Annotated in this window: 19 protein-coding genes; 6 read left to right on the top strand and 13 right to left on the bottom strand. The window is 61.0% G+C overall.

Translation table 11 applies throughout. From position 1 onward, the window contains the following. Nucleotides 1-111: 111 nt before the first annotated feature. Entirely contained in the window at nucleotides 112-2,979 is a 2,868-nt protein-coding gene (locus AC5ZFO_RS06090; protein WP_282518309.1) for an ATP-binding protein, read from the bottom strand. A gap of 260 nt (nucleotides 2,980-3,239) precedes the next feature. Here AC5ZFO_RS06090 and AC5ZFO_RS06085 point away from each other — a divergent pair, with 260 nt between their 5' ends. Further along, entirely contained in the window at nucleotides 3,240-5,990 is a 2,751-nt protein-coding gene (locus AC5ZFO_RS06085; protein WP_496121727.1) for a winged helix-turn-helix domain-containing protein, read from the top strand. Nucleotides 5,991-6,002: 12 nt separating this feature from the next. Here the strand turns inward: AC5ZFO_RS06085 and AC5ZFO_RS06080 are convergent, their stop codons facing one another. From AC5ZFO_RS06080 to AC5ZFO_RS06060, 5 genes are all read right to left on the bottom strand, one after another. Further along, complete coding sequence (locus AC5ZFO_RS06080; RefSeq protein ID WP_496121725.1) at nucleotides 6,003-8,882, bottom strand: ATP-binding protein; 2,880 nt, start codon at nucleotides 8,880-8,882, stop codon at nucleotides 6,003-6,005. A gap of 112 nt (nucleotides 8,883-8,994) precedes the next feature. Next, nucleotides 8,995-11,844: an ATP-binding protein gene (locus AC5ZFO_RS06075; protein ID WP_496121723.1), complete on the bottom strand. Its 2,850-nt coding sequence runs from the start codon at nucleotides 11,842-11,844 to the stop codon at nucleotides 8,995-8,997. Then, nucleotides 11,841-12,428: a helix-turn-helix domain-containing protein gene (locus AC5ZFO_RS06070; RefSeq protein ID WP_496121721.1), complete on the bottom strand. Its 588-nt coding sequence runs from the start codon at nucleotides 12,426-12,428 to the stop codon at nucleotides 11,841-11,843. Before AC5ZFO_RS06070 ends, AC5ZFO_RS06075 begins: the two co-directional genes overlap by 4 nt. Before the next feature lie 246 nt (nucleotides 12,429-12,674). Next, nucleotides 12,675-13,475: an acetoacetate decarboxylase family protein gene (locus AC5ZFO_RS06065; RefSeq protein ID WP_496121719.1), complete on the bottom strand. Its 801-nt coding sequence runs from the start codon at nucleotides 13,473-13,475 to the stop codon at nucleotides 12,675-12,677. A gap of 129 nt (nucleotides 13,476-13,604) precedes the next feature. After that, nucleotides 13,605-14,405, bottom strand: a complete 801-nt coding sequence (locus tag AC5ZFO_RS06060; RefSeq protein ID WP_496121717.1) for an acetoacetate decarboxylase family protein — start codon at nucleotides 14,403-14,405, stop codon at nucleotides 13,605-13,607. A gap of 644 nt (nucleotides 14,406-15,049) precedes the next feature. On the opposite strand from AC5ZFO_RS06060, the gene AC5ZFO_RS06055 reads away from it, so the two are divergent. Further along, on the top strand, nucleotides 15,050-15,337 hold the full coding sequence (locus AC5ZFO_RS06055; protein ID WP_496121715.1) for a hypothetical protein: 288 nt from the start codon (nucleotides 15,050-15,052) through the stop codon (nucleotides 15,335-15,337). Between the two features lie 132 nt (nucleotides 15,338-15,469). Here AC5ZFO_RS06055 and cyoD read toward each other — a convergent pair whose 3' ends face one another. Genes cyoD through AC5ZFO_RS06030 form a run of 5 tightly spaced genes read right to left on the bottom strand, consistent with a single transcriptional unit; the run spans nucleotide 15,470 to nucleotide 20,402 of the window. Continuing rightward, nucleotides 15,470-15,865 carry a cytochrome o ubiquinol oxidase subunit IV gene (gene cyoD / locus AC5ZFO_RS06050; RefSeq protein WP_496121713.1) on the bottom strand — a complete coding sequence of 132 codons (396 nt, stop codon included), beginning with the start codon at nucleotides 15,863-15,865 and terminating at the stop codon, nucleotides 15,470-15,472. Then, the gene (locus AC5ZFO_RS06045; RefSeq protein WP_496121711.1) at nucleotides 15,862-16,494 is read right to left on the bottom strand and encodes a cytochrome (ubi)quinol oxidase subunit III; all 633 of its coding nucleotides are present in this window, start codon (nucleotides 16,492-16,494) and stop codon (nucleotides 15,862-15,864) included. The genes cyoD and AC5ZFO_RS06045 overlap by 4 nt, the downstream gene beginning before the upstream one ends. Further along, nucleotides 16,491-18,479, bottom strand: a complete 1,989-nt coding sequence (cyoB, locus tag AC5ZFO_RS06040) for a cytochrome o ubiquinol oxidase subunit I (RefSeq protein WP_496121709.1) — start codon at nucleotides 18,477-18,479, stop codon at nucleotides 16,491-16,493. The genes AC5ZFO_RS06045 and cyoB overlap by 4 nt, the downstream gene beginning before the upstream one ends. Continuing rightward, nucleotides 18,476-19,354, bottom strand: coding sequence for a ubiquinol oxidase subunit II (gene cyoA, locus AC5ZFO_RS06035; protein WP_496121863.1), 879 nt, complete (start codon nucleotides 19,352-19,354; stop codon nucleotides 18,476-18,478). The genes cyoB and cyoA overlap by 4 nt, the downstream gene beginning before the upstream one ends. 1 nt (nucleotide 19,355) lies before the next feature. Next, the gene (locus AC5ZFO_RS06030; RefSeq protein ID WP_496121707.1) at nucleotides 19,356-20,402 is read right to left on the bottom strand and encodes a heme o synthase; all 1,047 of its coding nucleotides are present in this window, start codon (nucleotides 20,400-20,402) and stop codon (nucleotides 19,356-19,358) included. Between the two features lie 339 nt (nucleotides 20,403-20,741). Between AC5ZFO_RS06030 and AC5ZFO_RS06025 the strand changes: the two genes are divergently transcribed. The 4 genes from AC5ZFO_RS06025 (at nucleotide 20,742) to AC5ZFO_RS06010 (ending at nucleotide 24,307) form a co-directional block, all read left to right on the top strand. Further along, complete coding sequence (locus AC5ZFO_RS06025) at nucleotides 20,742-21,095, top strand: hypothetical protein (protein ID WP_496121705.1); 354 nt, start codon at nucleotides 20,742-20,744, stop codon at nucleotides 21,093-21,095. Continuing rightward, the gene (locus AC5ZFO_RS06020; protein WP_496121703.1) at nucleotides 21,062-22,363 is read left to right on the top strand and encodes a threonine/serine exporter family protein; all 1,302 of its coding nucleotides are present in this window, start codon (nucleotides 21,062-21,064) and stop codon (nucleotides 22,361-22,363) included. The genes AC5ZFO_RS06025 and AC5ZFO_RS06020 overlap by 34 nt, the downstream gene beginning before the upstream one ends. A 106-nt stretch (nucleotides 22,364-22,469) precedes the next feature. Next, entirely contained in the window at nucleotides 22,470-23,801 is a 1,332-nt protein-coding gene (locus tag AC5ZFO_RS06015; protein ID WP_496121701.1) for an NAD(P)/FAD-dependent oxidoreductase, read from the top strand. After that, on the top strand, nucleotides 23,726-24,307 hold the full coding sequence (locus AC5ZFO_RS06010; RefSeq protein ID WP_496121699.1) for a hypothetical protein: 582 nt from the start codon (nucleotides 23,726-23,728) through the stop codon (nucleotides 24,305-24,307). Before AC5ZFO_RS06015 ends, AC5ZFO_RS06010 begins: the two co-directional genes overlap by 76 nt. A gap of 66 nt (nucleotides 24,308-24,373) precedes the next feature. Here AC5ZFO_RS06010 and AC5ZFO_RS06005 read toward each other — a convergent pair whose 3' ends face one another. Together AC5ZFO_RS06005 and AC5ZFO_RS06000 are read right to left on the bottom strand one after the other, a co-directional pair. Continuing rightward, a complete protein-coding gene (locus AC5ZFO_RS06005; protein ID WP_496121697.1) occupies nucleotides 24,374-24,925 on the bottom strand; it encodes an NADPH-dependent FMN reductase in 552 nt (183 codons plus the stop codon). Nucleotides 24,926-24,939: 14 nt separating this feature from the next. After that, entirely contained in the window at nucleotides 24,940-25,725 is a 786-nt protein-coding gene (locus tag AC5ZFO_RS06000; RefSeq protein WP_496121695.1) for an enoyl-CoA hydratase, read from the bottom strand. Nucleotides 25,726-25,780: the final 55 nt, after the last annotated feature.

Genomic DNA, 25,780 nt, shown 5'->3' with positions numbered 1-25,780 from the left:
ATGACCGTTCCTGCCACAGCGTGCGCCCACTGTGCTGTCAGGGCTTGGATCAAAATGCGAGGACTTGAACCCGCCTGCGCAGACGGCGCACGGCTTCGGATGGCGCACCTTTCAGCCGACGTCCTCGGCTCCGGATCGGAGTTGACCGAGCATTTGAACCGCGCGGTTGCGGGCAGGAAATGAAATTCCGGCCGGCACGCGATCAAGACTCGCGCTGAGATATTCATAAGCTTCCGGCAAGCGGTCCTGTTTCAGCAACAGCCCGGCCAGGTCCGTCGCGGCCGTCAATTCGAACAGGGTGGCGGATTGGCGTTTGGCCCAGTCGATTGCCGACAGCAGGCTTTCTTTGGCGTCGAAATGATCCTCCGCAGATCGAGACGCCAGGATGCGCCCTTTCATCCTGAACAGGGCGGGCATGTGCAACAATTTTCCGGCGCGCCGCTGTTGCTCGATTGCATTCGCCGTGAGGGTCAGTGCCTGCTCATGCTCACCAAGATCCGCAAGCGCCTCGGCCAGATCGCAGGTAAAATCCATGTTCAGCATCTCTTGATTCTGGACGTGAAGCTCATCCAGAGCACTCTTCAACAATTGGATCGCTTCGATGCGCATGTCCTGAAGAAGCAGCCATTGGCCCTTCAGGCCAGCCGCTATGGCGCGATATGGCATCAGGGAATGCGCGACGGAGAGCTCACTCAGCTCACCGATGTACTGATCTGATTGACTCAGGTCCGCCATGGCCAGAAACACAGGAAGAACCAAAGCCAGGGATCGGCACAACGTGGCGGGGTTGCCTGACCTCTTGGCCTCCTCTCTGGCGCGCCTTGCGTAGTCCAGCGATTGGTCGAGCAAGCCCCTGTACAGGAGCGAACGTGTCATGCCGACGAGCAGGAAGCTCGTATAATGAAAGAGATATGGTTCCGATCGAGAACGCGGTCTGGACGCCAGGTGCCGGAGACCGGCTTCGCAATGTAGCTGTGTGGCGAGATGATTTCCCGACAGATGTTCGGAGGCCGCCAGCATTGCTTCCGCCAGCGCCATGTCGTCGTGAGTTCCCGTTGTCGACGCCAGTTTCTTGCTCCGGGTGGCGATCTCGCTCGCACCTCGGATGTCCATGGTCCAGTGCGAATACATGAAAAGACCGCTTAGAACCCTCAGCTCCTGAGCTAGATCGCCCTGCTCGACTGCAATATCCAGCGCGTTCGCGAAAGCAATCCGCACGCGTTGATCGCTGCTTTCGGTATGCATCAAAGCCAGCGGGATTGATGCGGAGATCTCCATGGCGAAGCGGGAGTATTGATGCGGGCTTCCCAGGTCTGCCATTGCGCGCTCGGCCCATGCCTGGCACTCGATCAGCAACGACAACTCCAGAAACACCTGTGTGGAAGCGGCGGCCAGTCTCGTTGCCGTCTCGGCATCGCCGCGCGGTCCAAAGCTCCATTCGAGGGCCGCACGGACGTTGCTCAATTGGTCGGAATAGGCCGCGGCTCTTTCAACGCCTGGCAGGCTCGATAGAGCCTCCCTCAGTGTTTCGAGATGTCCGGCGAGGTATTCCGCATGCCGACCGAAGACCATATCGACTTCGTCGTGTTCTTCCAGTTTTTCCAGTGCGTATGCCCGGGTCGTGTTCGGCAGGCGATACTGCGCCTGCGCGACATCGATCCGAGTTGCTATCAATGACTTCTCGACCAGCCCGGCAACGGCGTCGAAAATATCCTCGACTCCCACACCGGGTTCACCGGCGACAGACCGCGCGCCATCGAGGGTGAAATGTCCGACGAAAGGAGCGATGCGTCGAAAGACGATCCTCTCCGCGTCGGACAGCAGATCGTAGCTCCAATCCAGTGTCGCCTTGAGCGTCCGATGCCTGGCGACTGCCGTTCGATGGCTCAGTCGCAGCAATTCCAGCCGGGACACCAGGAGATCAACCGTGTTCTCGAGGCCAAGGGCGGCGACCTGCCCCGCGGCCAGCTCGATCGCCAGCGGAATCCCATCCAGCTTTCGGCATATGTCCGAGACGAATGGCGCCTCCTTGTCGGTGAGAACGACGCGACCTGCCCGCATGGCCACGCGCCGTACGAACAGCTGCACTGCCGGATATCGCAGCACTGCATTTGCAGTCTGCTCCGAGTCGTCTGGTGGAAAATCGAGAGGAGGAACCCGGCAGCAATGTTCACCCTCGACTTTCAACAATTCCCGGCTCGTGGTCAGAACATGAATCCGTTCCGTTTGCTGATAGAGTTGTTCGGCAAGCGAGGCGACCGCCTCGATCACATGCTCGCAGCTGTCGAGTATGATGAGGAGCTTCCGCGACCGGATGAGGTCGACCAGCTCCGGGCCAGGATCTTTCGATTTGAGTGAAAGCCCCAAGGAGGTCGCAACGGCCGCAGCGACATGGTGAGGATCGGTGAGGCTTTCCAGATCGACAAAATAGATCTCTCTGCCGATCGCCTGGGCGACGACGCGGCCGACGGCCAGAGCGATGGTTGTCTTGCCGATGCCGCCGGGGCCGAGCAGTGTCACGAACCGGTCATTCCGAAGCCTGTCGCCGACCTCGGTGACGAGCGTCTCGCGTCCGATCATCATGATCGGTCGCACCGGAAGCCTGCCTTGCCGCCCGGACCTGGCGGTCCTGCTTTCCGTGGCACCCCCAAGGGAGGCCAATGCGCCGACGAACGAGTAGCCCCGTCCCTTGATGTTTGCGATGTAGCGGTTGCCGAATTGGCCGTCGCCAAGCGCCTTGCGAATCGCGGCTACGTGGACCCGGATGCTCCCCTCTTCGACCGTCACGTCCGGCCAGACGTGATCGATCAACTCCTGCTTTGCGATCACCTTGCCGGGGCGCTCGGCAAGGTAGATCAGGATGTCGAGGGCCCTGCTGCCGAGGGACTGCGCCACGCCGTCGCGCCGAAGCGCCCTCTCTTTGCTCGAAAGCTCGAAGGGGCCAAACAGCAGATTCCCACGAGGCTCGTCGTCAGCCATGGCTCTTGGCACGGGCTTGGGGTGCTTTTCCTGGATGTTCAGTGGTCCGCGCGAAACCCAAGCGTGCGTTCTTGATAGACATCAGCTTGCTTTCGGCTTCACGCGCGAACTTTCAGGGATCAGCACGCGGCGACCGGCAATGCGGACTGCATACAACCGACAATGCCCGGCGCTTCCCTCTCGCTGACAGAGATCGTACACTTTCGCCATTGTTTGCATCCCCCGAATGGGGGGAGGACCGACGTGGTTAGGGGGAGCCCTTGATCCAGCCGCACTCCAGCCATCCGGCTCATGGAACGGGCCCCTTGCCCGGCGGGGGGCGGCTGCCATTTCTCGCGACCAAGATCTTGCCGGCACGATTCGGTGGGCTGGTCGCGCGCCCCCGGCTCCTCACCATCTTGTCCGAGCTTCTGGCCAAGCGACTTGGCGTCATCAAGGCTCCGGCTGGCTTCGGCAAGAGCTCACTGGCGGCCACCTGGGCCGAGACGCTCGAGCAAGACGGCAATGCCGTTGCGTGGCTGACGATTGATCCGGACGACGACGAGGCCACGCGGTTTCTGTTTTACGTTTCGCAGGCCCTGCACCACGCCTGCCCGGACGTCGGCACCGGCGCGATCGGGCTGATTCTCGAGAACAATCTGATCGATCCAACGGCGATCCTGTCGAGCCTGATCAACGACCTAGCCGAGATCGAGGATGACGTTTACTTATTTCTCGAGGACTATCACTGGGTCAGCGCTTCCCGCATCCATCAGACCGTTTCGTATTTTTTGAAGCACGCGCCGTCCCACTGTCACGTGGTGCTGACGACGCGTACCGAACCTGCGCTGCCGCTCGCAACCTTGCGCGCCCAGAACCAGCTGATCGAGATCGACGCCGAGGCGCTGCGGTTCGACATGCAGGAGACAAAGGCATTTCTGGACGGTACCAAGCCCGGAGTTCTGGAAATCCTCGACATTCAACTCCTGCAGCGCAAGACCGAAGGGTGGCCCGCGGCGCTTCGAATTATCTCCTCCATGCCTTCGCAATCCGGATCCGGCCTGAAGGAGTATGTCCACAATCTCTCGGGTTCGCAGCGTCCAATCGCCGCCTACCTGACCGAGATGCTAGATGGACTTCCGGTCGAGCTGGTCGACTTCATGCTGCGAACGGCCATTCTCGATCGTCTCTCCGGTCCTCTATGCGAAGCCGTGACGGGTTTGGGCTCGAGCCGCGCAATCCTGGCATCGCTTGCCCAGCGCCAAATGCTGCTCACGCCGCTCGACAATGACGGTGTCTGGTTTCGCTATCACACGCTGCTTGCCGAATATCTGCGACAGCGGCTAGAGGCGGACCGCGGCATTGAAGTTCCCCAACTGCACGGGCGCGCGGCTCTTTGGTATGCCTCCCACGAATTGTGGACCGAGGCGGTCCAGCACGCGATTGCGGCCGGCGCTTCTGACCGTGCAATCGGCTGGATCAACAATTGCGCCATGGCTTTGATCAAGAGAGGCGATCTCTTCACCTTGCTGGAATGGCAGCGCCAGTTTCCTGACGAGCTCATGCGAGGCCAGTGCGAGGTCCGGTTGGCGATCGCCTGGGGATTAGCGCTCGCGCTTCGTTTTGACGAGGCCCTGAAGCTCGCAACCGACATCGAAGGTGATATCGCTGCAACGCCTCTGCCCGATGCGAACCTCCTGTGCGAATGCCAGGCGATCCGCTCGGTCGCCATCGCGCTGAAGGATGACAGCGAGAGCCCGCTGCCCCTGGCGCAGGATTGCGTGAACCGTTCATCCGATCCCTGGACCGCGAACGTCGCCTCGAACGTCGTTCGCTTCAGTCATATGAAGGCGGGCAACCTCAAGCAATTCCACGCGACGCCGTGGATTCCCTATTCGGTCGAGGAGGATCGCAGGAACGTATTTGCCTCGGTGTATCGGCACTGCCTGAACGGGCTCGCAGAAGAGCGGCAGATACGTCTCGCGGCGGCAGATGAGCACTATCGCGAGGGCTTTCGGATCGCCGAGCAGGATGTCGGGCCGAATTCAGTTGCCGCGGCGTTGCCTGCAAGCCTGATCGCGCGAATCAAGTACGAGCAAGGCCTGCTCGATGAAGCGGAGGCCTGGGTCATCGATCGCGTCCCGCTGATCAATTCGGGGACGATGCTCGACTGCGTGTGGAGCACTTATTTCGTGATTTCCCGGGTCGCTGCGGCGCGGATGAACTTCGAGCGGGCCCGCACCCTCTTGGAGCGAGCTGAAAATCTCGGCGTCGCGCGGGATTGGGGCAGGCTCTCGGCCGGCGTGATCGCGGAGCAGGCGCGGCTCTATTTGAACGATGGCCGGCTGGATGAAGCCGCCGCATGCGTCGATCGCCTCGAACGCCTGGCATGGAAATACCCCGCACCGAGGCCTAGCGCCTGGTCGGAGATTGGATGGTACCACAGATTGACCCGCGCTCATCTGCTGGGCCAGCAAGCGCATCCCGACGAGGCCATTTCAATCCTGCAACAATTGCAGCACGAAGCCGAAGCCATGGAGCACCGTCAGTTCCTGATCAGCATTGCGATCCGCCAGTCGGCAGTTCAGCTCGGTGCGGGCAAGGCCGTGGAAGCTGTGAGCCGCTTCCGCCGGGTGCTTGCCGCGTGTTCGGCGGCCGGCCTTTATCAGACCATCGTGGACGAGGGTCCGGTCGTTTCCGAACTTCTCCGAGTGTCCCGCGAGGGCGGACACGTCAAAGCGGATATGATCCCTTACGTCGATCGGCTCGCGGCGGGCCTGCAACGGGCACGACAGGATCACGCGGCGCCAAGCTCGAGCGCACGGATTCTCAGCGCATTGAGCCGTCGCGAGACCGACATTCTCACGCGGATCGCGGATGGATTGTCCAACAAGGAAATCGCCCGAAGCCTTGATATCGGTCCCGAGACGGTGAAGTCGCATCTCAAGAGCGTTTTCACCAAGCTGGGTGTGGAGAAGCGCGCGCAGGCCGTGTCACGCGCGCAGACCCTCGGCATTGTCACCACGCGGTGAAGCTTCGCCCCGTCATCCGGCTTGTCGCGCACGAACGCGCGTCTGCTCGAGGACCAGCCTCGCCGACATGAGATCCGGCGTTTCGAAGCCCTCGGTAAACCGGCCGTAGATGGCTCCGATGAGATCGTGGGCCTTTCGGGTTAGACCCCGATCAATCCAAATCCGCGCAAGCTCCAATCCTGCCCGCAGCTCGAACGAAAGCGCCGATTGTTGCCCGGCTAGGGTCATCGCTTCCCCGAAACACTCCGCAGCCAGACCAAGCTGTTGAGGCTCTCCGCACACAAAGGCCGAGCCTTTCGCCAGCAACAGCGCCGGAAGGTGAAGAGGCCTGTTCGATCCGAGCTGCGTGGCGATCGAAGCGTCAATGAGAGCCAGCGCTTCCGCGCGCTCGTTTTGTCTTGCCAGACCGATCGCGAATTCGGAGACGAAATCCGTTACAAGCATTTCGTATCGCAGGACCCGCAGTTTTTCCAGGCCGTCCCGCAGATGACGCATACCATCTTCCGTCCGGCCGACACGGACCAGATAGCGCCCCCTAAGTCCCATGGCGACAGCCCGGAATGGCTCCAGCGAATACTTCTCCGCAGTCAGTTCGAGCGCGGAGAGGTTCGGTTCGACCTGCTCCAAATCGTCAATCCAGAAATAGAAAGGCATCGTCAGCATGAGAGCTCGACACAGAGCGATCGGATGATCCGATCTCTCAGCCTCCTCGATGGTTCTTTCGGCATAATCCGCGGCTCTATCGAGATTGCCAGCGAACCAATGTGACCGGGTAAGGTTGAACAGCGAGGTGGTTCGCAAATCGAACAGATATTGAGTTGCGTTGAACCGTCGGGAAGCCGGCGACCTGTGCAGAGCCCGTTCGAGGTATTTTGGCGCGCGGACGTGGTCCGCAAGCATATAATAGGCGGCTCCCAGCATCGAATCCGCAAGCGCCGCATCTTCCGGATTTCCGGTCTTGTCCGCGACCGACTCCGCGCGTCGCGCAACTTCAAGGCTGCCCGCCGCGTCGATCGTACGATGAAGATACATCGACAGCCCGCTGAGAAGACGCAGTTGCTGGTAGGCATCGTCGTGCCGCTCTGCGAACGTCAACGCCGTATTGAAGGCATCGCGAACCCTCTCACTGTTCCCGGCGGTAAACATCAGCGACAAGGCAAGCGAAGCGTGGACTTCCATCTGGTCTCGCGGGTAGCAGTCCGCAGCAATCCGATTGATCGCCTTCTCCATCCAGTCCCGGCACTCCACGAAAAGCGACTTGGCCAGAAACAGACGCGAGGCCGCCGCCGCCAGTCGTATGGCCGCGCCGCCGTTTCCACCGGGGCCAAAGCTCCATTCAAGCGCGGCTCGGACGTCTCCCAGATAGTGCTGTATCTCGCTCCCCGGAGGCCGTCCGGACTCCAGGTCGAAAAGATTGTCCCGGCTGTCCTCCAATGACCGGCTCAAATGGCTCGCGTGACGCGCCGCCATGGAATTGTGTTCGCCGCTCGCCGCGAGTTTCTCCAGGGCATAGGAGCGCGTCGTGTCGAGCAATCGATAAAGCATCCGTCGATAGCTGGGCCACGCCACGATGAGCGATTTGTTGACAAGGTTTGCGACCGTTCCCTCGATCTCGGACCGGTCAATACCCTCCTGCTCTGCAACCGTACACGCCGCTTCCAATGAAAAGGGCCCGATAAAGATCGCGACCCGTCGCAGCACAATCCGTTCGGCCTCGGACAGGTGATCGTGGCTCCAGTCCAGCGTCGCCTTGAGCGTCTGATGCCGAGGATTCGCCGTCCGGCGACCGAACTTCAGGAGATCGATGCGCGAACCCAACCTTGCCACGGTATTCCCGACGCCGAAGACAGCGGCCCTTCCGGCGGCGAGTTCGATAGCGAGCGCAATGCCGTCAAGCTTGCGGCAAATCTCGCCAACCATGGGAGCTTCGTCGTCACTAAGCGAAAAGCTGCCGCGGCGAGCACTGACGCGTTCGGCAAACAACCGTGCGGCCGGATAGGCAAGCACCTCTGACGCAGTCGGCTGCGGCTGCTCCGGCGGGCAGTCCAGTGGACAAAGACGAAATACGCGTTCACCAGGAACGCGCAAGGCTTCCCTGCTGGTCGCGAGTATGTAGACGGCGGGGGTATTCCGGACAATATAGTCGACTATCTCCGCGGATCTCTCGATGAGATGTTCGCAGCTATCGAGAACGATAAGCGCCTTGCGAGCGCTAAGGAAATTGAGCAGCGCCTCCTTCGGATCGGCTGGCTGCGGGACGAGCCCGACGGCGGAAGCGACAGCACCGATGACTTGCTCGTTGTCGGTCACCGTTGAAAGATCGACAAAGAATACCGCCCCGGAGAAATCAGCAAGCGCCGCGTGCCCAACTGACAGGGCAACCGTGGTCTTGCCTATGCCGCCGGCACCCAAAATAGTCGTGAGGCGCTGGTCAGTCTGGAGCAAACGCTGAATCTCAAGGACGACCTTGCTGCGGCCAACCATGCGGCCCAATGCGGGCGGCAAGCTGGACAATCCCGAAGATGCGTTACCGCTGTCGAGGGCCGCGGGAAGTGGCGTGACCGGCGCAATGAATCTATACCCACGGCCCTGGATGTTCGCGATGTACTTGTTACCAAATTGACCATCGCCCAGTGTCTTGCGCAACGCCGATAGATGGACGCGAAGACTGCCTTCCTCGACGGTTACGTCAGGCCATACCCTGGCGATCAGTTCGGACTTGGGGACGACCTCACCGGCATTTTCGAGCAGAGCTATCAGAATGTCGTAGGCTCTGCCGCCCAATGGAAGGATCTGGCCCGCCTTGCTCAGCGAGCGCTCGGCGACATTCAGCTCGAACGGGCCAAACCGAAGCCGGACTGCACGCGATGAGCCAATTGGTTGGACCGACATAATCTATTCCGCCAAGAGCGCGACGTTCGGTGATTGCACCGTTCGTCGTCGGTCTTGAGCAAATACACCCGGCCCATCGAGGGTTACCCCAAACCTTCTCCAGCGACAAGCCTCAGTGCATCGAGTTGGCGGCGCCATCGTGCAGATGTGAAACGGCTAGTACCTGCTTGGCCAACCGTAGATCGACGCTATCAAGGCCTTCCCGGAATTTTGCGTGGGTGAACTGCAAGGTTTGCCACGCCCGCTCCTTCAACTCGGCCGATTTTTCCGCCGCGGCCAGGCTGGTCGCGGCCCTGAGCTCCCACGATAAGCTGGCTTGACTGCCGGAGAGTTCGAGCGCCGACAGAAAATACTGTCTGGCGATTTCAAGTCCCTCGTCGTTGTACAGGGCCAGTTCGCCTCTGATGCGACGCAATTCTGCGGCGTACCATTGGGTCTCGTCAAGATTGATCTTGGCCCGTTCGAAGATGGCAAGCCCCAGCTGCGGATGACCCGCGACGGCCGCGCATCTTGCGAACTCCGCTTGCAGAAACCAATTGAAGACTCCATATCGCGCCGCGGACAACTTCTCCAAGCCTCGGTAGAGCGTCGCAGAAGCTGCATCGCCCTCGCCCCGCCTGACGCCGCAGAGAGCCTGCATGGCGAGGCCGAGGCCCTGGTAGCTCTCCACATTGTATTTTCCGGCGTGGTCGACAAGTTCGTTGGCAAGCGATTCGGTCTCGGGATCGTCCGGACTTGCCAGATAGGTATTGAAGCTTGCCCAAGCCAGCGCCACGCAGAGCGGTACCGCGTGATCCAACTGGCGTGCCTCAGCGATCGACGTCAGTTTGAGGCGCCGCGCCTGATCAGGACAGCCCCGGAGCCAGGTCACATTGGCCAGTACGGCCAGGGCGTCGACTTTCCGATCGTAGCCAAACCGGGTGATGAGAGACCGACGGGACGCTTCGTCGTCGCGGTGCAGGGACAACTCAAAGCAAGCTTCAGCCTGTAATATTCGCCCACTGTGGTGGTACGTTACGCCACGCATGTAGTTGGCCATTGCGATCGCGCCACGATTGCCGCTCGAAGCAGCGACATCGCCGCATCGATCTGCCAAGTCCGTCGCCTCGGCATAACTTGGAAGCCGGATCTGGTGGGCCCAAAGAACAAGCAGGGAATCGAGCTGGCATTCGATGTCGTTAAGGCACTCGGCAAGAAGGCACGCTTTTTCCCAGCTTGCGTACGACTCTTCGGTCATGCCATCCGTGAACATCATGCAACTGGCGAGCGCGGACTGAACGATCATTTCTTGGCGCGAGCCGGCACTCGCATTGTCGAGCCGGCCGATGGCCTTCGTCATCCAATCCCGGCATTCGGTAAGAAGGGCCATTGCCATCCAGGTGCTTGCCGAGGCGGCTGCAAGTTCAACGCCAATTTTCGCATCACCTTCGACCGAGAAAGCCCAGTTCAGAGCCGCTCTGACATTGCCGATCTCGACCCCGAGCGCCTGGAGCCTCTCGGGAATGTCCAATGAAGACCCCTGTTTGAACAGGTCGCCGAAGTAGAGGGCGTGACGGCGGCGCAAACCGACCTCATCGGCGCTTTCGGCGAGCCGTTGTGACGCAAAGGCACGTGTGGTGTCGAGCAAGCGGAGCCTCGCGCCCTGTCCCTGAGCAGCAATCATCGATTTCGAGCGGAGCTCCCAAATACAATCCGAGACGTTTGCTTCATCTATCATTTCGTCAGCGACCACTGCGACCGCTGCTTCGAACGTAAATCCGCCGGCGAAAACACTGAGCCGGCTCAGGACGCGCTTCTCGGTCACGCCAAGCAGGTCGTAGCTCCATTCCAGCGTGGCGTTCAAGGTCTGATGCTTCGGCAACGCCGTTCTGCGCCCCACCCATGACAGGTTTAGCCGGTCGTCAAGTAAGCTTGCTGCCTTGCTAAGGCCAAATATGTCAATTCTGCCGGCGGCGAGTTCGATTGCCAATGGAATTCCGTCAAGCCGCCGGCAGATCCTTGCCGCAATCGGCGCATCCGCATCGGTTAGCTCGAAGTCACCGCGTACGGCCCGCACGCGATCGACCAGCAGTTGGACCGCGGGATATTGCAGCGCGTCGTGCGCCGACTCGGTGTTGTCTTCCCCAGGGCATTCGAGCGCGCAGAGTTCGTAGATCTGTTCACCTTCAACTCGCATCGCCTCCCGGCTGGTCGCGAGCAGATGCAGTGTCGGGACACGGCAGATCAGTTCTTCCGCCACGGTCGACGCCTCATCGATAAGGTGTTCGCAACAGTCCAGAATGATGAGCATTGACCTTCCCTGCAGCCGATCAATCAGGGCTGGTACGACATTGCTCGTTTGTACCGACACGCCAAGTGCTGCCGCTATTGCTGGAGCGACGCGTGAAGCGCCGCCCAGAGCGCTCAGGTCGACAAAATAGATCTGGCCATTGAAGGTGGCGCTCATTTCGTGGGCAACCGCCACCGCTACGGTGGTTTTACCAATCCCGCCGGGGCCGACGATCGTCACAAATTTCTGCTCGGCCAGCTTCATCTGGATCGTGGCGAGCGCCTCTCTTCGTCCGAGCATCCGAACCAAGCGCGCAGGCAGTCGGGGCCTCGAAGATGGATTGAGATCCCCCGACATTGGCAGGGAAGCTGACGTTACCGGTACGACGAAGCTGTACCCTCGCCCGGGCACGTTCGCGATATAGCGCCGGCCAGGGTCACTCTGATTGAGAGCTTTGCGTAGCGCCGAGATATGAACGCGCAGGCTGACTTGTTCAACTCCGCTCTCCGGCCAAACGCTCTCGATCAGGGTTCTCTTGCCGACGACCTTGTTGGCTTGCTCCACCAGGACAATGAGAAGGTCCATGGCGCGCGCGCCAAGCGATACGGTCTCTGCGCCATTCGTCAGAATCCTGCCCCCGATCGACAGCTCGAAAGGGCCGAAGCTCAGCACTTTGCCGCGCTGATCGCTCATGGGATATTCCCGTCCAAGCCGGGTCTTGAGCTGACCTCGTCGGGGATGCCGCGCTCGCGTCGCCAATTGGCCGGGCTCCGGCCAAAAGCTTGCCTGAAGAGCCTACATAGGTGCGCCTGATCGGAAAAGCCAACGCTCAGGGCTATTTCGCTCAGTGGGGCCGCACTGGTCATCATCAGGTGGCAGGCTCGCTCCAGGCGCCTTCGCACCACATAGGCATGCGGCGATTCCCCAACAGCCAGTTTGAACTTCCGGGAAAAGTGCGCCGGGCTTCGACGTGCGACCGCACTGAGATCCCGGATGTGAATGGTGCGGTGCAGATTGCTGTCGATGTAAGCTCGCACGCGCAAGATCTGCCAGGCCGCCAGACCGCCCCTTGCGGAGCCGCTAGCGCCCGAACATCGCTCGATCTCCGCTTGCAGGATGTGGGATGCCGTCGCCAGCGATACCCTCGCCGCATCTCGATCACGCTCCAGCTCTCGCCTCGCCGTTTCAAGCAGCGTGGCCAGGCTACTCGCAACCAAGTTGAATTGTTGGTCGGATGCGAGGGAAGATTCTGGGGCGGTAGCCGGAAGTCCTGTCATATTCATTCCCTCGACGCTTAGCCCGACAGCCCGGATCGGCGAGAGAGTGCAGCAAGGGGAGCCCCTTGGCTTGTTAAGTAACGTTCTGAACAGTTAAATTGGAGCAAATGCCCGCTTACTGGGCAAACGTTCACAGACGCGAAAGAATCTTTCATTTTCAACAAGATCGCCGCCGACGGCGGCGCTCCGGCGACCTCCTGGCGAAGCGGCGGCTGTGCACTTCGCCGTCCCGGCGCGAGCGGTCACTTATACAGCGCGGTCATCAAGGATCTTCAGATCGCTGGTCGAATAGGAAAGCGAGTACCGGAAGCCCGACTCGATCCGACGCGGCGCGAGCGAGTGGAGCTCCTCACCGTTCGCATCCGGAAAATTGAGCTCTCCTGTTCCGATCCATGCACCGGCAACGGTGAGATTGTCGGTGACTGACATCGCCAGCTCGTCGACGGCAGGCCTGTCCCGGCGGCCGGCCGCCAGGCTCGGGAAGTATCGCAGCAAGACTGTGGGGCGAGTGAGCAGAGACAATCCATCTTCGACCGGCTTGTGCAAGGTGACGCACGCCTCCGCAAGACGCTGCCCATGCGCCGAGAGGCTGGCGCCAAACCGGCTGCCGGGCACGATCGGCGCCGCGGCGGGCCCAGAGACCGCAAAGGAGCGCGTCTGAAAGACGCTCCCGGTCTTCTGCGGAAATCCCTGCGTCCAGCCGCGCGCCAGCGCAGCGTCATTGTCGACATAGATGTACGGGCACCACATGACCGGTACGTCAGCATACATTGCGTCGACCAGGACAAACGCCTCGCGATATTGATAGCGAGCCGGTTCGAGGTATTCGTCGTCCTGGGCGGTGAATTGCCAATCCAGGAACAGCATGACGGCGTGGCCGTTTGACTCAGGATCCGGGGAAAGACCATTCGGCAATGTCGCTGCTGTCGCGTCGGGGTCGGCCCAGAATTCGACTCCGACAGCATCGCCAGCGTAGTGCCAGGGTGGCGGCGGAGTGAGAGCGGCCTGGCCGAATGGCGACTTCGGAACTGTAAAGCCCTTCAGCATTCCCGTGTCCTGATGCATCGCTTTCGGCATAGAGGCTACCGGAACCAGCCCCGCTTGATTTGATTGAAATGCGCCGGTTTGTTGATTCCTGCCGCAATCCGGAACACGCCTGTTGGCATCAGCCGAGTGCTACGCAGTTAGGTCCGCCAGAACCTCGATGTCGGTGACCGAGTAGGAAAACGAGAACCGATATCCGCGCCCCACCTTGAGCGGCCCCAGCATTTCCAGCTCCTCACCATAGGCTTCCGGAAAATTGAGATCAGCCTCCCCGATCCAGATGTTCGTAATCAGAGGTTGATCCGAAACGCATCGGACCAGTTCATCCACGGCCGGCTTGTCGTGCATGCCCGCGGATAGTCGTGGAAAATACCGCCGCCCCACAATCCGGCGATCGAGAAACCCGACGAGACGTTCGGCTTTCTCTCGCAAGGTGACGCTGGCCTGCACCAGCAGACGGCCATGAGCGGACATGCACGCCGAGAACCTGCCATCATGGGCGAGTGGCGCCGAAGCCATGCTCGCGGCGGCAAAGGTGCGGGTCTGATGCACAGTGCCGAACTTTCTCGGATATCCCTGGATCCAGCCTCTCATCAATGCAGCGTCGTTGTCGACATAACAGTATGGGCACCACGCTATGGGTTTTCCCTTCCACATCGCATCGAGCAGAACGCTGAAGCCGCGACACTGATACCTGGCCGGATCCAGATGCTCATCGTTCTGCGCCGTGAACTGATAGTCCGTGAAGAGTGCAACGGAGTGGCCTCGACATTGCTCATCAAGCTCGACACCCGTCGGGAGGATTTGGACCGACACGTCGGGATCATTCCAGAACTCCACCGCGAGCACGTCGCCTGCGAAGTGCCAGGGTGGCGACGGGACCAATGCAGCAACACCCCGAGGCGACCGAGGAGCCGTAAATCCCTTGAGCATTTGCTCGCCCCACCAGCAGTCCGTATCAGGCGCATCATTCCAACATAGAACGTTAGCGTTGAGGCGACATCGACGCTTGAACAAATGTGTGACGATTTGGCGGTTCGCGCGCACCCGACGTTGATACAAACCGGATGAGCCTGACAACCTCGGGAATGGCCCGATCCTCCGCAAGTCCATCCGAGGAGGCGAAGGGCCGCAGCAGGGCCGAAACCTACAAACGCTGACGTTTCGCGACAAGCCCGCGGCTCGGCAAACGCGTATCGATATCCCCTTGATGAGGCCACCCCACCAACGCGGGACTCTCGATGACAACGAAAACTCGAAACAGATGGATACCACAGCAGCCGACCTCATTGACGCGGTCGTGCGTGTCTCTGTCCTTGCTGCTCGCAACGGCCTGGCCCGCGCCCTCGCTTTCGCAAGGAACACCGGAACAGCGCCAGGCATGTACGCCCGACGTGTTCAGACTTTGCAGTGCGTTCATCCCCAGCGCAGATGACATAACGATTTGTCTCAGAGAGCGTAACTCCGAACTCAGCGACGCTTGCAGGCAGGTGATCCAGGTGGAATTCACGCAGATGCCCGGCGCTAGAGACACCAATAGCACTCGCAAACGCACCACGAGATAGGCAGATTATTGGATGCCGATTCCCACGTTGACGTTTGTGGTGGTAAACAACATGATGCCGCGCAATCCAGCTATCTGTGCTGCGTGTTCGCGACCGCTGGAACGGGGCTATTTGCATGATCTTTCCAGCTCAAAGCGCTATTGCGGGATCGAGTGCTACCCCAGACGAATGACGGTGAGCGGCCTCGTCGGACCGGTCGTTTCGATGAGCCCGTTTGAGTTCGCGATCGCGTGGTCGATGCTGACTGTGGACGTCGCCTCCGCCTTGATCGACAGCGCCTGGCGCAGCGATCGCGCCTGACGCTTGAGACGCATTCGATCTGATCCTGCCCTGAAACGGCGGTCGCGCCGCCCGGCAGGTCGAGGACGCCGCCCCCTCGAAAACCACAGCGCCCCGACGCTCAATTGGCGGCAGCCATCCCCGCGACGCCCTTCAGTGTTGCATCTTCATGCCCATCGGCATGCTCGACGGCATCATCATGTTCGTGTTCATGTCTGCCACGATCCACATCGTGCCGGCGATCACGACGAATACGATGAGAGCGCCAAAGGCGAGCGCGAGCACGTTGTTGGTGCTTTCCGGCCCGCTAGTGATGTGCAGGAAAAACACCAGGTGAATGCCCATTTGGGCAATGGCGAGGACGGCGAGACCGAGGACTACGCCGCCTGGCCAGAGCAGCGTCGTGTTTGCAGCCCAGAACGACGTGGCCGTGAGAAGAACCGCCACGAGCAGGCCGATCGTGTAGACGAGAAGCTCGGATGGAGCCGATGCGTCCATCTCGCGGCTCGGCCTGTCTCCGGGTGCACGTTCGTGTCGAACCTCGGTCATGAACTCACTCCCATCAGATAAACCACGGTCAGTACCCCGACCCAGACGATATCGAGCGCGTGCCAGAACAACGAGAAGCAGAGCAGGCGATGCTGCACCCTCGCAGCGAATCCAAATACCGCAACCTGCACCATCATCACGGTCAGCCAAACCAATCCGAGCGTAACGTGCAGGCCGTGGCATCCGACCAACGTGAAGAACGCGGACAGGAATGCACTCCGCTGCGGCGCCGCGCCGATGGCGATCATGCCCAGGAATTCGCGGATCTCGAGACCAAGGAATATGGCTCCGAGCACGAAGGTGATCAGCGCTCCCAAATAGGTCCTGAAATAGCGGCGCGAATTGACCGCCAGGGACATCAGCCCGCAAGTATAGCTCGAAAAGAGAAGGCAAGCCGTCTCGATCGCGACCGTGGTCTGATTGAACAGCTGCGCGCCGGTCGGCCCGCCGGCCGTGGAGCGCACGAGGACCGCGTAGCTCGCGAACAGCGCGGCGAACATGATGATGTCGCTCAGCAGGAAGATCCAGAAGCCATAGGCGACCACGATCCGCTTTGGAGCAGGTCCCGCTTCACTCGCACTTGGCAGTGCCTCCTGCGGAATCTGATCAATTGCGACGGCGATATTCATGCTGCAACTCCAGCCTGGTGGGCCTGTACGAACCGGGCAATCTCCTCGGCCGGCACCTCAATTTCGTTGTGTCGGCGGAATGAGAAGGCAAGTAGCGTCACGAATGCGCCGAACATCCCCACACCGGCCAGCCACCAGATGTGCCAGATCAGTGCAAAGCCGATAACGACTGCGAAGAAGGCCGTCACAAAGCCGGTGGCGCTGTTCTTCGGCATCTCGACGGGCTCGTAATTGCGCGCCGGCGTCGGCTCGTCCCTTGTCGCCAGTGCGCGACTTTTGCTGCTCCAGAACGCATCCAATCCGGCGACCTTGGGCTGGAACGCAAAATTCCATGCCGGTGCCGGCGACGCCGTCGCCCATTCGAGCGTGCGGCCGTTCCAGGGATCACCGGTCACGTCCCGCAATTCTTCGCGATGACGGATCGACACCACAAGTTGCACGATCTGGCACACGACACCGACAAGGATGATGGCGGTGCCGAGTGCTGCCGCAATCAACCACGGCTGCCACGACAGATTGTCATAGTGTTGCATGCGTCGGGTCATGCCCATCAGGCCGAGCACGTAGAGCGGCATGAAGGCGACATAGAAGCCGACGAACCAGCACCAGAACGAGGCTCTGCCCCAGCGTTCGTCAAGCTTGAACCCAAACGCCTTGGGGAACCAGTAATTGTACCCGGCCATCACGCCGAACACGACGCCGCCGATGGCGACATTGTGGAAGTGCGCGACCAGGAACACGCTGTTGTGGAGCTGGAAGTCGGCCGGAGGCACCGCCATGAGCACGCCTGTCATGCCGCCGATGACGAAAGTCACCATGAACCCAATTGACCACAGCACCGGTACCGAGAAACGAACCCGGCCGCCGTACATCGTGAACAGCCAGTTGAAGATCTTCGCACCCGTCGGCAAGGCGATGATCATGCTCATGACGCCGAAGAAGCCGTTGACGTTCGCGCTGGCGCCCATTGTGAAGAAGTGGTGCAGCCAGACCAGGAAGGAGAGGACACAGATCGCCATGGTCGCGGCGACCATCGAGCGATAGCCGAACAACGGCTTGCCGGAGAAGGTCGCCATCACTTCCGAGAAGACGCCGAACGCCGGCAGGATCAGGATGTAGACCTCGGGGTGCCCCCACACCCAGAACAGGTTGGAGTACAACATCTGATTGCCCTGGCCTTCGAGCGTGAAGAAGTGAAAGCCGAGATAGCGATCCAGCGCCAGCATCGCGAGCGTCGCGGTCAGGACCGGAAAAGCCGCGACAATGAGCAGGTTGGCAGCAAGCGCGGTCCAGCAGAAGACCGGCATCCGCATATAGCCCATCCCCGGTGCCCGCAGCTTGAAGATGGTCGTGACGAAATTTATTCCCGCCAGCAAGGTGCCGAGCCCGGAGATTTGCAGCGACCAGAGATAGTAGTCGACGCCGACGCCGGGCGAGTATTGCAATTCGCTCAGTGGGGGATAACCCCACCACCCGGCCCTCGAGAACTCACCGACCGCCAGCGAAACGTTGACCAACAACGCGCCCGAGGCGGTCAGCCAGAAGCTGACGGAATTGAGCGTAGGGAATGCGACATCGCGAACGCCGAGTTGCAGCGGTACTGCGAAGTTCATGAGCCCTACCACGAACGGCATCGCCATGAACAAAATCATGATCGTACCGTGCGCCGAAAAAATCTGATTGAAATGGTCGGGCGGCAGATAACCTTGTGCACCGCCGGCTGCGAGTGCCTGCTGCGCGCGGATCATGATCGCATCGCTGAAGCCGCGCAGCATCATGACGAGCGCCAGTATGCAATACATGGCGCCTATCCGCTTGTGGTCGACCGAGGTGAGCCACTCGCGCCACAGATAGGGCCAGGCTCCCTTCGCCGTGACAAATCCGAGAACGACGAGTACGACCAGGACCATGAAGCCCGTTGCACCCATGATGATCGGCTCATGGAGAGGAATCGCGCTCCAATCGAGCTTTCCAAGGAGATTCATCGCTCTGCCCTCTGCGAGGTTGAACAAACTGATATGGAAGCGTCTTGGGTGCCCATCCCGGCGTTTACGATGCTGCTGAACAGATCGGAGGCGACGCCACGATAGGTGAACGGCGCGACTGCCTTGCTCGGCTTGACCAGATCGCCGTAAGCCTGCTTATCGAGGACCGAACCGGTTTCACCGGTCTGCCGAACCCATTGCGCAAACCGATCGTCTGTCACTGCATCGACCGTGAAGTGCATGTCGGGAAAGCCGTCCCCACTGAACATCGCGGAGATCCCTGGATAGGTTCCGAGATGGTCCGCCTGCAGGTGGAGGCGGGTCGCCATTCCCGACATTGTGTAGATCTGGCTCCCGAGCTGAGGCACGAAGAAGCTGTTCATGACGCTCGACGAGGTCAGTTCGAAGCTGATCGGCGTCCCAACCGGCACGACCAGCTTGTTGACGCTCGCGATGCCCCGCTCCGGATAGATGAACAACCATTTCCAGTCGAGCGAGACGACCTGAACGTTGACAGGCTTGACTGCTGAGCTGATTGGCTTTGCCGGATCGAGATCGTGTGCGCCGATCCATGCGACGCCGCCGACCAGGAGCACCGTCATCCCGGGGATGGACCAGACAAGCAACTCAAGACGTCCGGAGTATGTAAACTCCGGCCGATAGCGCGCACGTTCGTTCGATGCACGAAACCAGACGGCGAAACCAAGTGTCGCCAGGATTACCGGGATCACGATCGCCAGCATGATGCCGAGCGCGTTGAACAGAATTTGTCGCTCGGCCAGCGCGATTGGCCCTTTCGGATCGAGCACGCCTTCAGTGCAGCCACCGAGAGTCACAGCACCGATCAGGAGGACGGCCAGTAAACCGTATCGCATGTTAGACCTCGCTGAGGTTGATGGTGGCGCGCCATGCGGTGCGGACGGCGGCCAGCGGGAGCTCGGCATGCACCGACGTGCCGGTACCTGCATGCGTGGCACGCGTGCGCCGGAATGAATCGCCGCCATGGTCGACCAGGAACGCCGCGAACAGCGCGAACAAGTAGAAGATGGAAAACACGAACAGCCTGTGAGCAGGGCGGCGATCAGGCCCGATGCTTCTGTCCAGCAGAAATGCAAGCATGAAGAATAGCGCCCCGCAGATCGCAACGGTGACGCCGTAGATCGCGCCTGCGAACCCCAATGCCCAGGGCAGCTCCGAACCGAGAGCCAGGAGACCGCTGTAGATCAATATCTGCCGAGTTGTGACCGAGCGTCCCGCAACAACCGGCAGCATCGGTACGCCCGCGCGGGCGTAATCCTCGGCGCGGTTGAGCGCCAGCGCCCAGAAATGGGGCGGTGTCCAAAGAAAGATGATCAGGAACAACGCAAGCGGCTCCAGCCCGATGTCGCCTGTTGCCGCGGCCCATCCGATCACGGGCGGCAGCGCGCCGGCAGCGCCGCCGATGACGATGTTCTGCCGCGTGGACCGCTTCAGCCACGCCGTGTACACCACGACATAAAAGAGGATAGCGCCCGCCAATAACGCGGCTGCCATGAGGTTCGTCGCCAGGGCGAGAGCCACCACGGAGAAACCGCCAAGGACGAGCCCAAGGACAAGCGCCGCGAACCGGGAGACCTTGCCGAGGGGAATTGGCCGCATGGCGGTGCGGCTCATGACCGCATCGATATCGGCGTCGTACCACATGTTGAGGACACCGGCGGCTCCAGCTCCCGCTGCAATGGCAAGAACTGCCGCAAGGGTTGTTAGCGGATCAAGGCGAACCGGAGCGGAGCTTAATCCGACGAGCGCGGTGAAGACCGCGAGCATCATCACGCGTGGCTTTGTGAGGGCGACGAAGTCAGACACATTCCAATGGTCAGCCAGCGAATGAGGGGGGCGAGCGCGTCTTTCCCCAAGCTGGCCAGCAATGGACTTGACGTTCATCTCGCGGCTCCAGGTTCATTCTGAATGCGACCTGTCGTGTTCCGTTCGAACAGCGACAGTGCGTGCGTTCAGTATGTCTGCCCAGCGGTGGCCGCGATTGAATATGGCTGCCCGATTGGTGCCAATCCTGCTCAAAACAATTGAGCTGGGCGTCTGGTCACGCCTGCATCTTTCGTGAACGCACGATTCAAAACGATCTGAGCATTTTTCAACAAGCGCTTTGCGCTACCTTTTCCTAGAGCAGATCATCATCTGTAACGTTTGGATCCCTGGTTTGAACGCCGGCGAGATTCGTTCCGTTTGTACGGAAACGGTCGCCGAGCCTACGGAGAACTATCAATGAAGACGCATTTGCTCTGGACGATTGCAGCTCTTTGCCTGGTGGCCCCAGCCGCGCAAGCGCGGTCCGCTTATGACGGCTCATGGGATCTCGTCTTCGTGACGCAAGGCGGCGCGTGCGATCCCAGCTACAACTTCACCGTCAATATCTCCGACGGAATAGTCACGCATCCCAATCTCGTGAAATTCAGGGGCTACGTCGCGAGATCCGGCTCGGTCCGCGCTTCGGTAGAGGTTCACGACAAATTCGCGTCCGGCACGGGCAGACTTTCCGGGAACTCGGGTCGCGGAAGGTGGAGCGGCTATTCGGGAAGCTCACGATGCTCGGGCTACTGGACCGCGCAACGCAATTGACCGAGCGAAAGCAGGAGAGCTCGCGCGCCGAACCGCCGTCTTGCGAGACGGCGCCGAGCACGACCGCGCTGGCGGCCGCTCTTCTGTTTGCTCACGGTCAGACCACGGAACGGACGGTTGTCGCGGCCACGCGCCTTGGGCGCGCGCTCGGCGTCGCGGTGAAGGTGCTCCCGCAATGGGACGAACTGATCGTCGAATTGGACGGCTCGCGCGTTTCGCAAGTTGCGCCCGCCAGGCCGCTCGGTGTCGACATGGGCAGGGTACTCGCCGTTACGACGGTGATAGATCAGATCTGCGACGGCACATTGCCGGCCGGTGCCGCGCAATCCGCACTTGAGTCGGCCGGCCGTCTACCGCCCGCTTCCACACCACGCTTCATCCTGTTCGCCGCCGTTGGTGCGGCCTCGCTTGGCGTCATCTTCGGCGCGCTCGATGCGATGAGCCTGTTCCTGATCGCAATGAGCGCAGCCACCGGTGCGCTGGGCAGGCGCGGGCTGTCCGGCTTCAGCCATAACCCGCTGCTCCAGCCGCTTTGCGCCGCGCTGGTCGCCGGTGTCGTGGCTGCTGTTGCCAGCCGCTTTCGACTATCGGATGCAATAGCGCTGGTCGCCTTCTGTCCCTGCATGGTGCTTGTCCCCGGTCCGCATATCCTCAACGGTGCCATGGACCTCGCTCGCACGCGCATCGCACTGGGCATGACGCGCCTGGCCTATGCCGGCATCATCGTGCTGATGATCTGCGCCGGAGGTCTGTTCGGGTTCACTGCCGCCGGCGGGCAACTCGCGATTGCCGGGCCATCCCCGCCCCTGTCGTTGATCATCGATGTGATTGCAGCAGGATGCGCAGTCGCCGCGTTCGGTACTTTCTTCTCGATGCCATGGCGTCTGCTGCCTTTCCCGATTGCGGTCGGCATGCTTGCACACGCCGCACACTGGGCGGTGATCTCTTCCGGCGGAAGCGCTCCGGCCGGAACACTCGTCGCCTGCATGCTTGCCAGCGCTCTCACGGCTCCCGTGGTCGATCGCCTGCATCTGCCCTTTGCGGCGGTCGCCTTCTCCGCCGTGGTCTCGTTGATGCCTGGTTTCTTCCTGTTCAACACTGCGACGGGCCTCGTCGAACTGGTCTCAATCGGCGCGGGCGCACCGGCGGCTCTGGTCACCAGTATCGCTGCAAGCAGTGCCACGGCGCTTTTGATCATCACGGCGATGGCCTTCGGGCTGATCCTCCCGCGCATGCTGTACGAGCGGCTCAGACCCTTCCCCGGATGATCAGGCACGGTCGTTCAATGCGCCGCAGCGCCATCCAAGATTAATCCGGAGCTCCGCTGTATCTGACCCTGACGGGGGCGGCTGGCCCTGGAGAGTCGGTGCACCCATGACGACAATTCTCACCAAATCGTTCCCGCAAGAAACGCCCCCGTCGACAAAGGCGGCCGCAGGCAAAAAACGCGTCCTGATCGTCGGCGGTGGCTTTGCCGGTATCGCGGCGGCACGGGCCCTGAAGCGAGCCGATGTCGAGATCACGCTGGTCGACCGCCGCAATCACCATATCTTTCAGCCGCTCCTGTACCAGGTCGCCACCGCTGTTCTGGCGCCGTCCGAGATCGCGGCGCCGATCCGGCAGCTCGAGGCGAAGCAGAAAAACCTCAGCGTATTGCTGGCCGAGGTCAAGGGCATCAACCTGGGAGCGCGAACCGTCGAGGCTATTTGCCCCGAAATCGGCAGTCGAAAGCTCGAATACGATTTCCTCGTGATCGCAACCGGGATGCGTCCGAGCTATTTCGGTCATGACGAGTTCGCGCGGTTCGCGCCGGGGCTCAAGAGCCTCAACGACGCCGAAACGATCCGAACCAGGATCCTGAGCGCGTTCGAACTGGCGGAATCGACCGACGACGAGAAGGAACGTGCTCGCCAACTGACCTTCGTTCTGGTCGGCGCCGGCCCGACGGGCGTCGAGCTTGCCGCGTCGATCGCCCAACTGGTCTCGGTGACCCTGCGCAACAATTTCCGCAAGATCGACCCCGCCAAGAGCCGTATTGTTCTGCTGGATGGCGGCACTCGCATCCTGCCGACCTTTGCGGAATCGCTGTCGCGAAAAGCGGCCAAGCGACTGACGAAACTCGGAGTCGAGGTCTCGACGGGCGTAAAGGTCGAGAAGGTTGACGATCAGGGAGTGATCGCGGCCGGCGTCCGCATTCCCAGCGCCACCGTACTTTGGACGGCAGGCGTCAGTGCCTCCCCGGTCGTGAAGATGCTGGCGACCCGGACAGACCGCGCCGGGCGCGCATTCGTGGGCGCCTTCATGGACATTCCCGATGCGCCCAACGTCTTTGTTGCAGGGGATGCGGCCACGATGACCCAGGATGGTCACCCCGTCCCCGGGGTCGCGCAGGCAGCCATTCAGCAGGGACGATTTGTTGGTCAGGTCATCGCCAGCCGCGTCAAGGGACACAAGGATGGCCGACCGTTTCGGTATCGCGACAAGGGTAACATGGCGGTGGTCGGCAAGAATTTTGCCATTCTCGAGTCCCGGCATTTGCGCAGCAGCGGCTTTGTGACCTGGTGGGTGTGGGCCGCGCTGCATGTGCTCGCGCTGCCGCAACTCCAGAACAGGTTTCGAGTCCAGACCCAGTGGTTCTGGTCGTATCTGTCGGGGCAAAGGAGCTCACGGCTGATTTCCGAGGGACCGAGATCGTCCTCGTCATAGTTGCGGCCAATCAAGACCTGGCAATCATTCCCGGAAATTCGTTAAGGACTGCACCTGTGGACGCTTCCATCATATCCGCGCTCGCCGCTCTCACCGGTGCAGCCGTCGGCGGCCTGACAAGCGGAATAGCCAATTGGCGAAGCCAGCGAAGCCAGGTCCGCGCCCAGTGGGTTCTTCACGAGGAGACTCGCCGGCAGACCCTGTACAGGGATTTCATCGAGGACGCCGCCAAATGTTACATCGATGCGCTCCAGCACGATAAAGCCGACATTCCCAGCCTGGTCAGCCTTTACGCCAAGATGAGCGCGATGCGGGCGATATCTTCAAAGCCGGTGGTCCATCATGCCGAGGACGTCACCCGAAAAATCCTGGACACCTATCTGGAGCCGGACAAGAGCTTTGTCCAACTGCGCGAAATGGCCATCGATGGCACGATCGATCTGTTGCATGACTTCAGCCGCGCGTGCCGCGACGAATTCGAGCAAATGCGGCCGATCCATTTTTGAGCGTGACGCTGCGATTTCAACCTGCTCTTGCCGCGAGGGGGCAGACGCGCTGCCCCTGAGATCGGATCATTTGGGCCGAACCGTCTCGGCCCAATTGGCGAACGCCTGCATGAACGCCTGGAGGAATTTGCTGGTGCCGTCGCCGGCGAGCTTGCCATGCTCATCGAACAGCTTGTCGACATGGCCGAGATAGGCCTCAGGCTGCTGCAGGGTCGGCACGTTCAGGAACACGAGCGATTGCCTGAGATGATGATTGGCGCCGAAGCCTCCGATCGCCCCGGGCGAGCCGCTGACGATCGCACCCGGCTTGCGGTCCCAGACGCTCTGTCCATACGGCCTGGAGCCGACATCCAGCGCGTTCTTGAGCACGGCCGGCACCGACCGGTTATACTCCGGCGTGACGAACAGAACGGCGTCGGCGGCCTTGATGCGCTGGCGGAACGCGGTCCATTGCGCGGGCGGAGCTGCGGTATCGAGATCTTCATTGTAGAATGGCAATTGTCCGATCTCGACGATGTCGAGCTTCATCGAGGACGGCGCCAGCGAGATCAGTGCATTCGCCAGCATCCCGTTGAACGACGCTTTCCGCAGGCTTCCAACCAATACACATACGTTCATCGGCTTTTCCTTGGTCATGCAGTCGCTTGAGACTTGATGTTTCGCGCGAAGTCGGGCTTTCGCTTTTCCACGAAAACCGTGAACGCCTCCCTTGCGTCTTCGGAGCGGACTTGCGTGCTGAACTCTTCGTTCTCGGCCTTCATCGCGGCCTTGATCTGATCGCGAAATGGCTGCTTCATGAGCCGCTTGCTGGCCTGTAACGCAGCCGCGGGCTTCGCTGCCAACTTCCGGGCCGTGTCGGTCGCCTTCGCCCGGAGATCGTTGTCGGCGACGACTTCAGTAGCCAGACCCAGCTCCACCGCGCGCCTGGCATCGAAGGGAGCCCCCAGCAAGATCAGCTCGGCCGCGCGGAGGTGACCGATCCGCGCCGGCACCGAGCAGCTCGATCCGAACTCAGGCACCACAGCCAGATTGATAAAGGGCATCTGGAATCTTGTGCTCTCGCCGGCGTAGATGAAGTCGCAGTGCGTTAGCATCGTGGTGCCGCCGCCGATGGCGGCGCCGTGGACGGCCGCGACCAATGGCTTGTCGAAGTCGACCAGCGCCTTCATGAGGCCGGCCTGTAGCGATTCGCCTGGTCCGGGCGGATTCTTGAGAAAATCGTCGATATCGTTGCCGGCGCAGAACGAATCTCCCGCGCCATGCCAGAGGACCACGCGTGTGCTCGCGTCATGCGCCGCCGCGTTGAAGATGTCCGCGAGAGCCACGTACATGGCTGACGTCATCGCGTTCCGCTTTGTCGGGCGGTTCAGCTGGATGCGCAGGATGCCCGCGGCCTGTTCGGTGACGATCTCATCCATTGTCGAACTCCTGATCCCTTTGGCGCATTTCACTGCAAGCGCAGGTTCGCGGCGG

It is taken from the genome of Bradyrhizobium sp. Unk1, assembly GCF_059512345.1.
Note: the sequence above shows the minus strand (reverse complement) of the source record. Positions and strands in the feature narration are given on the sequence as shown.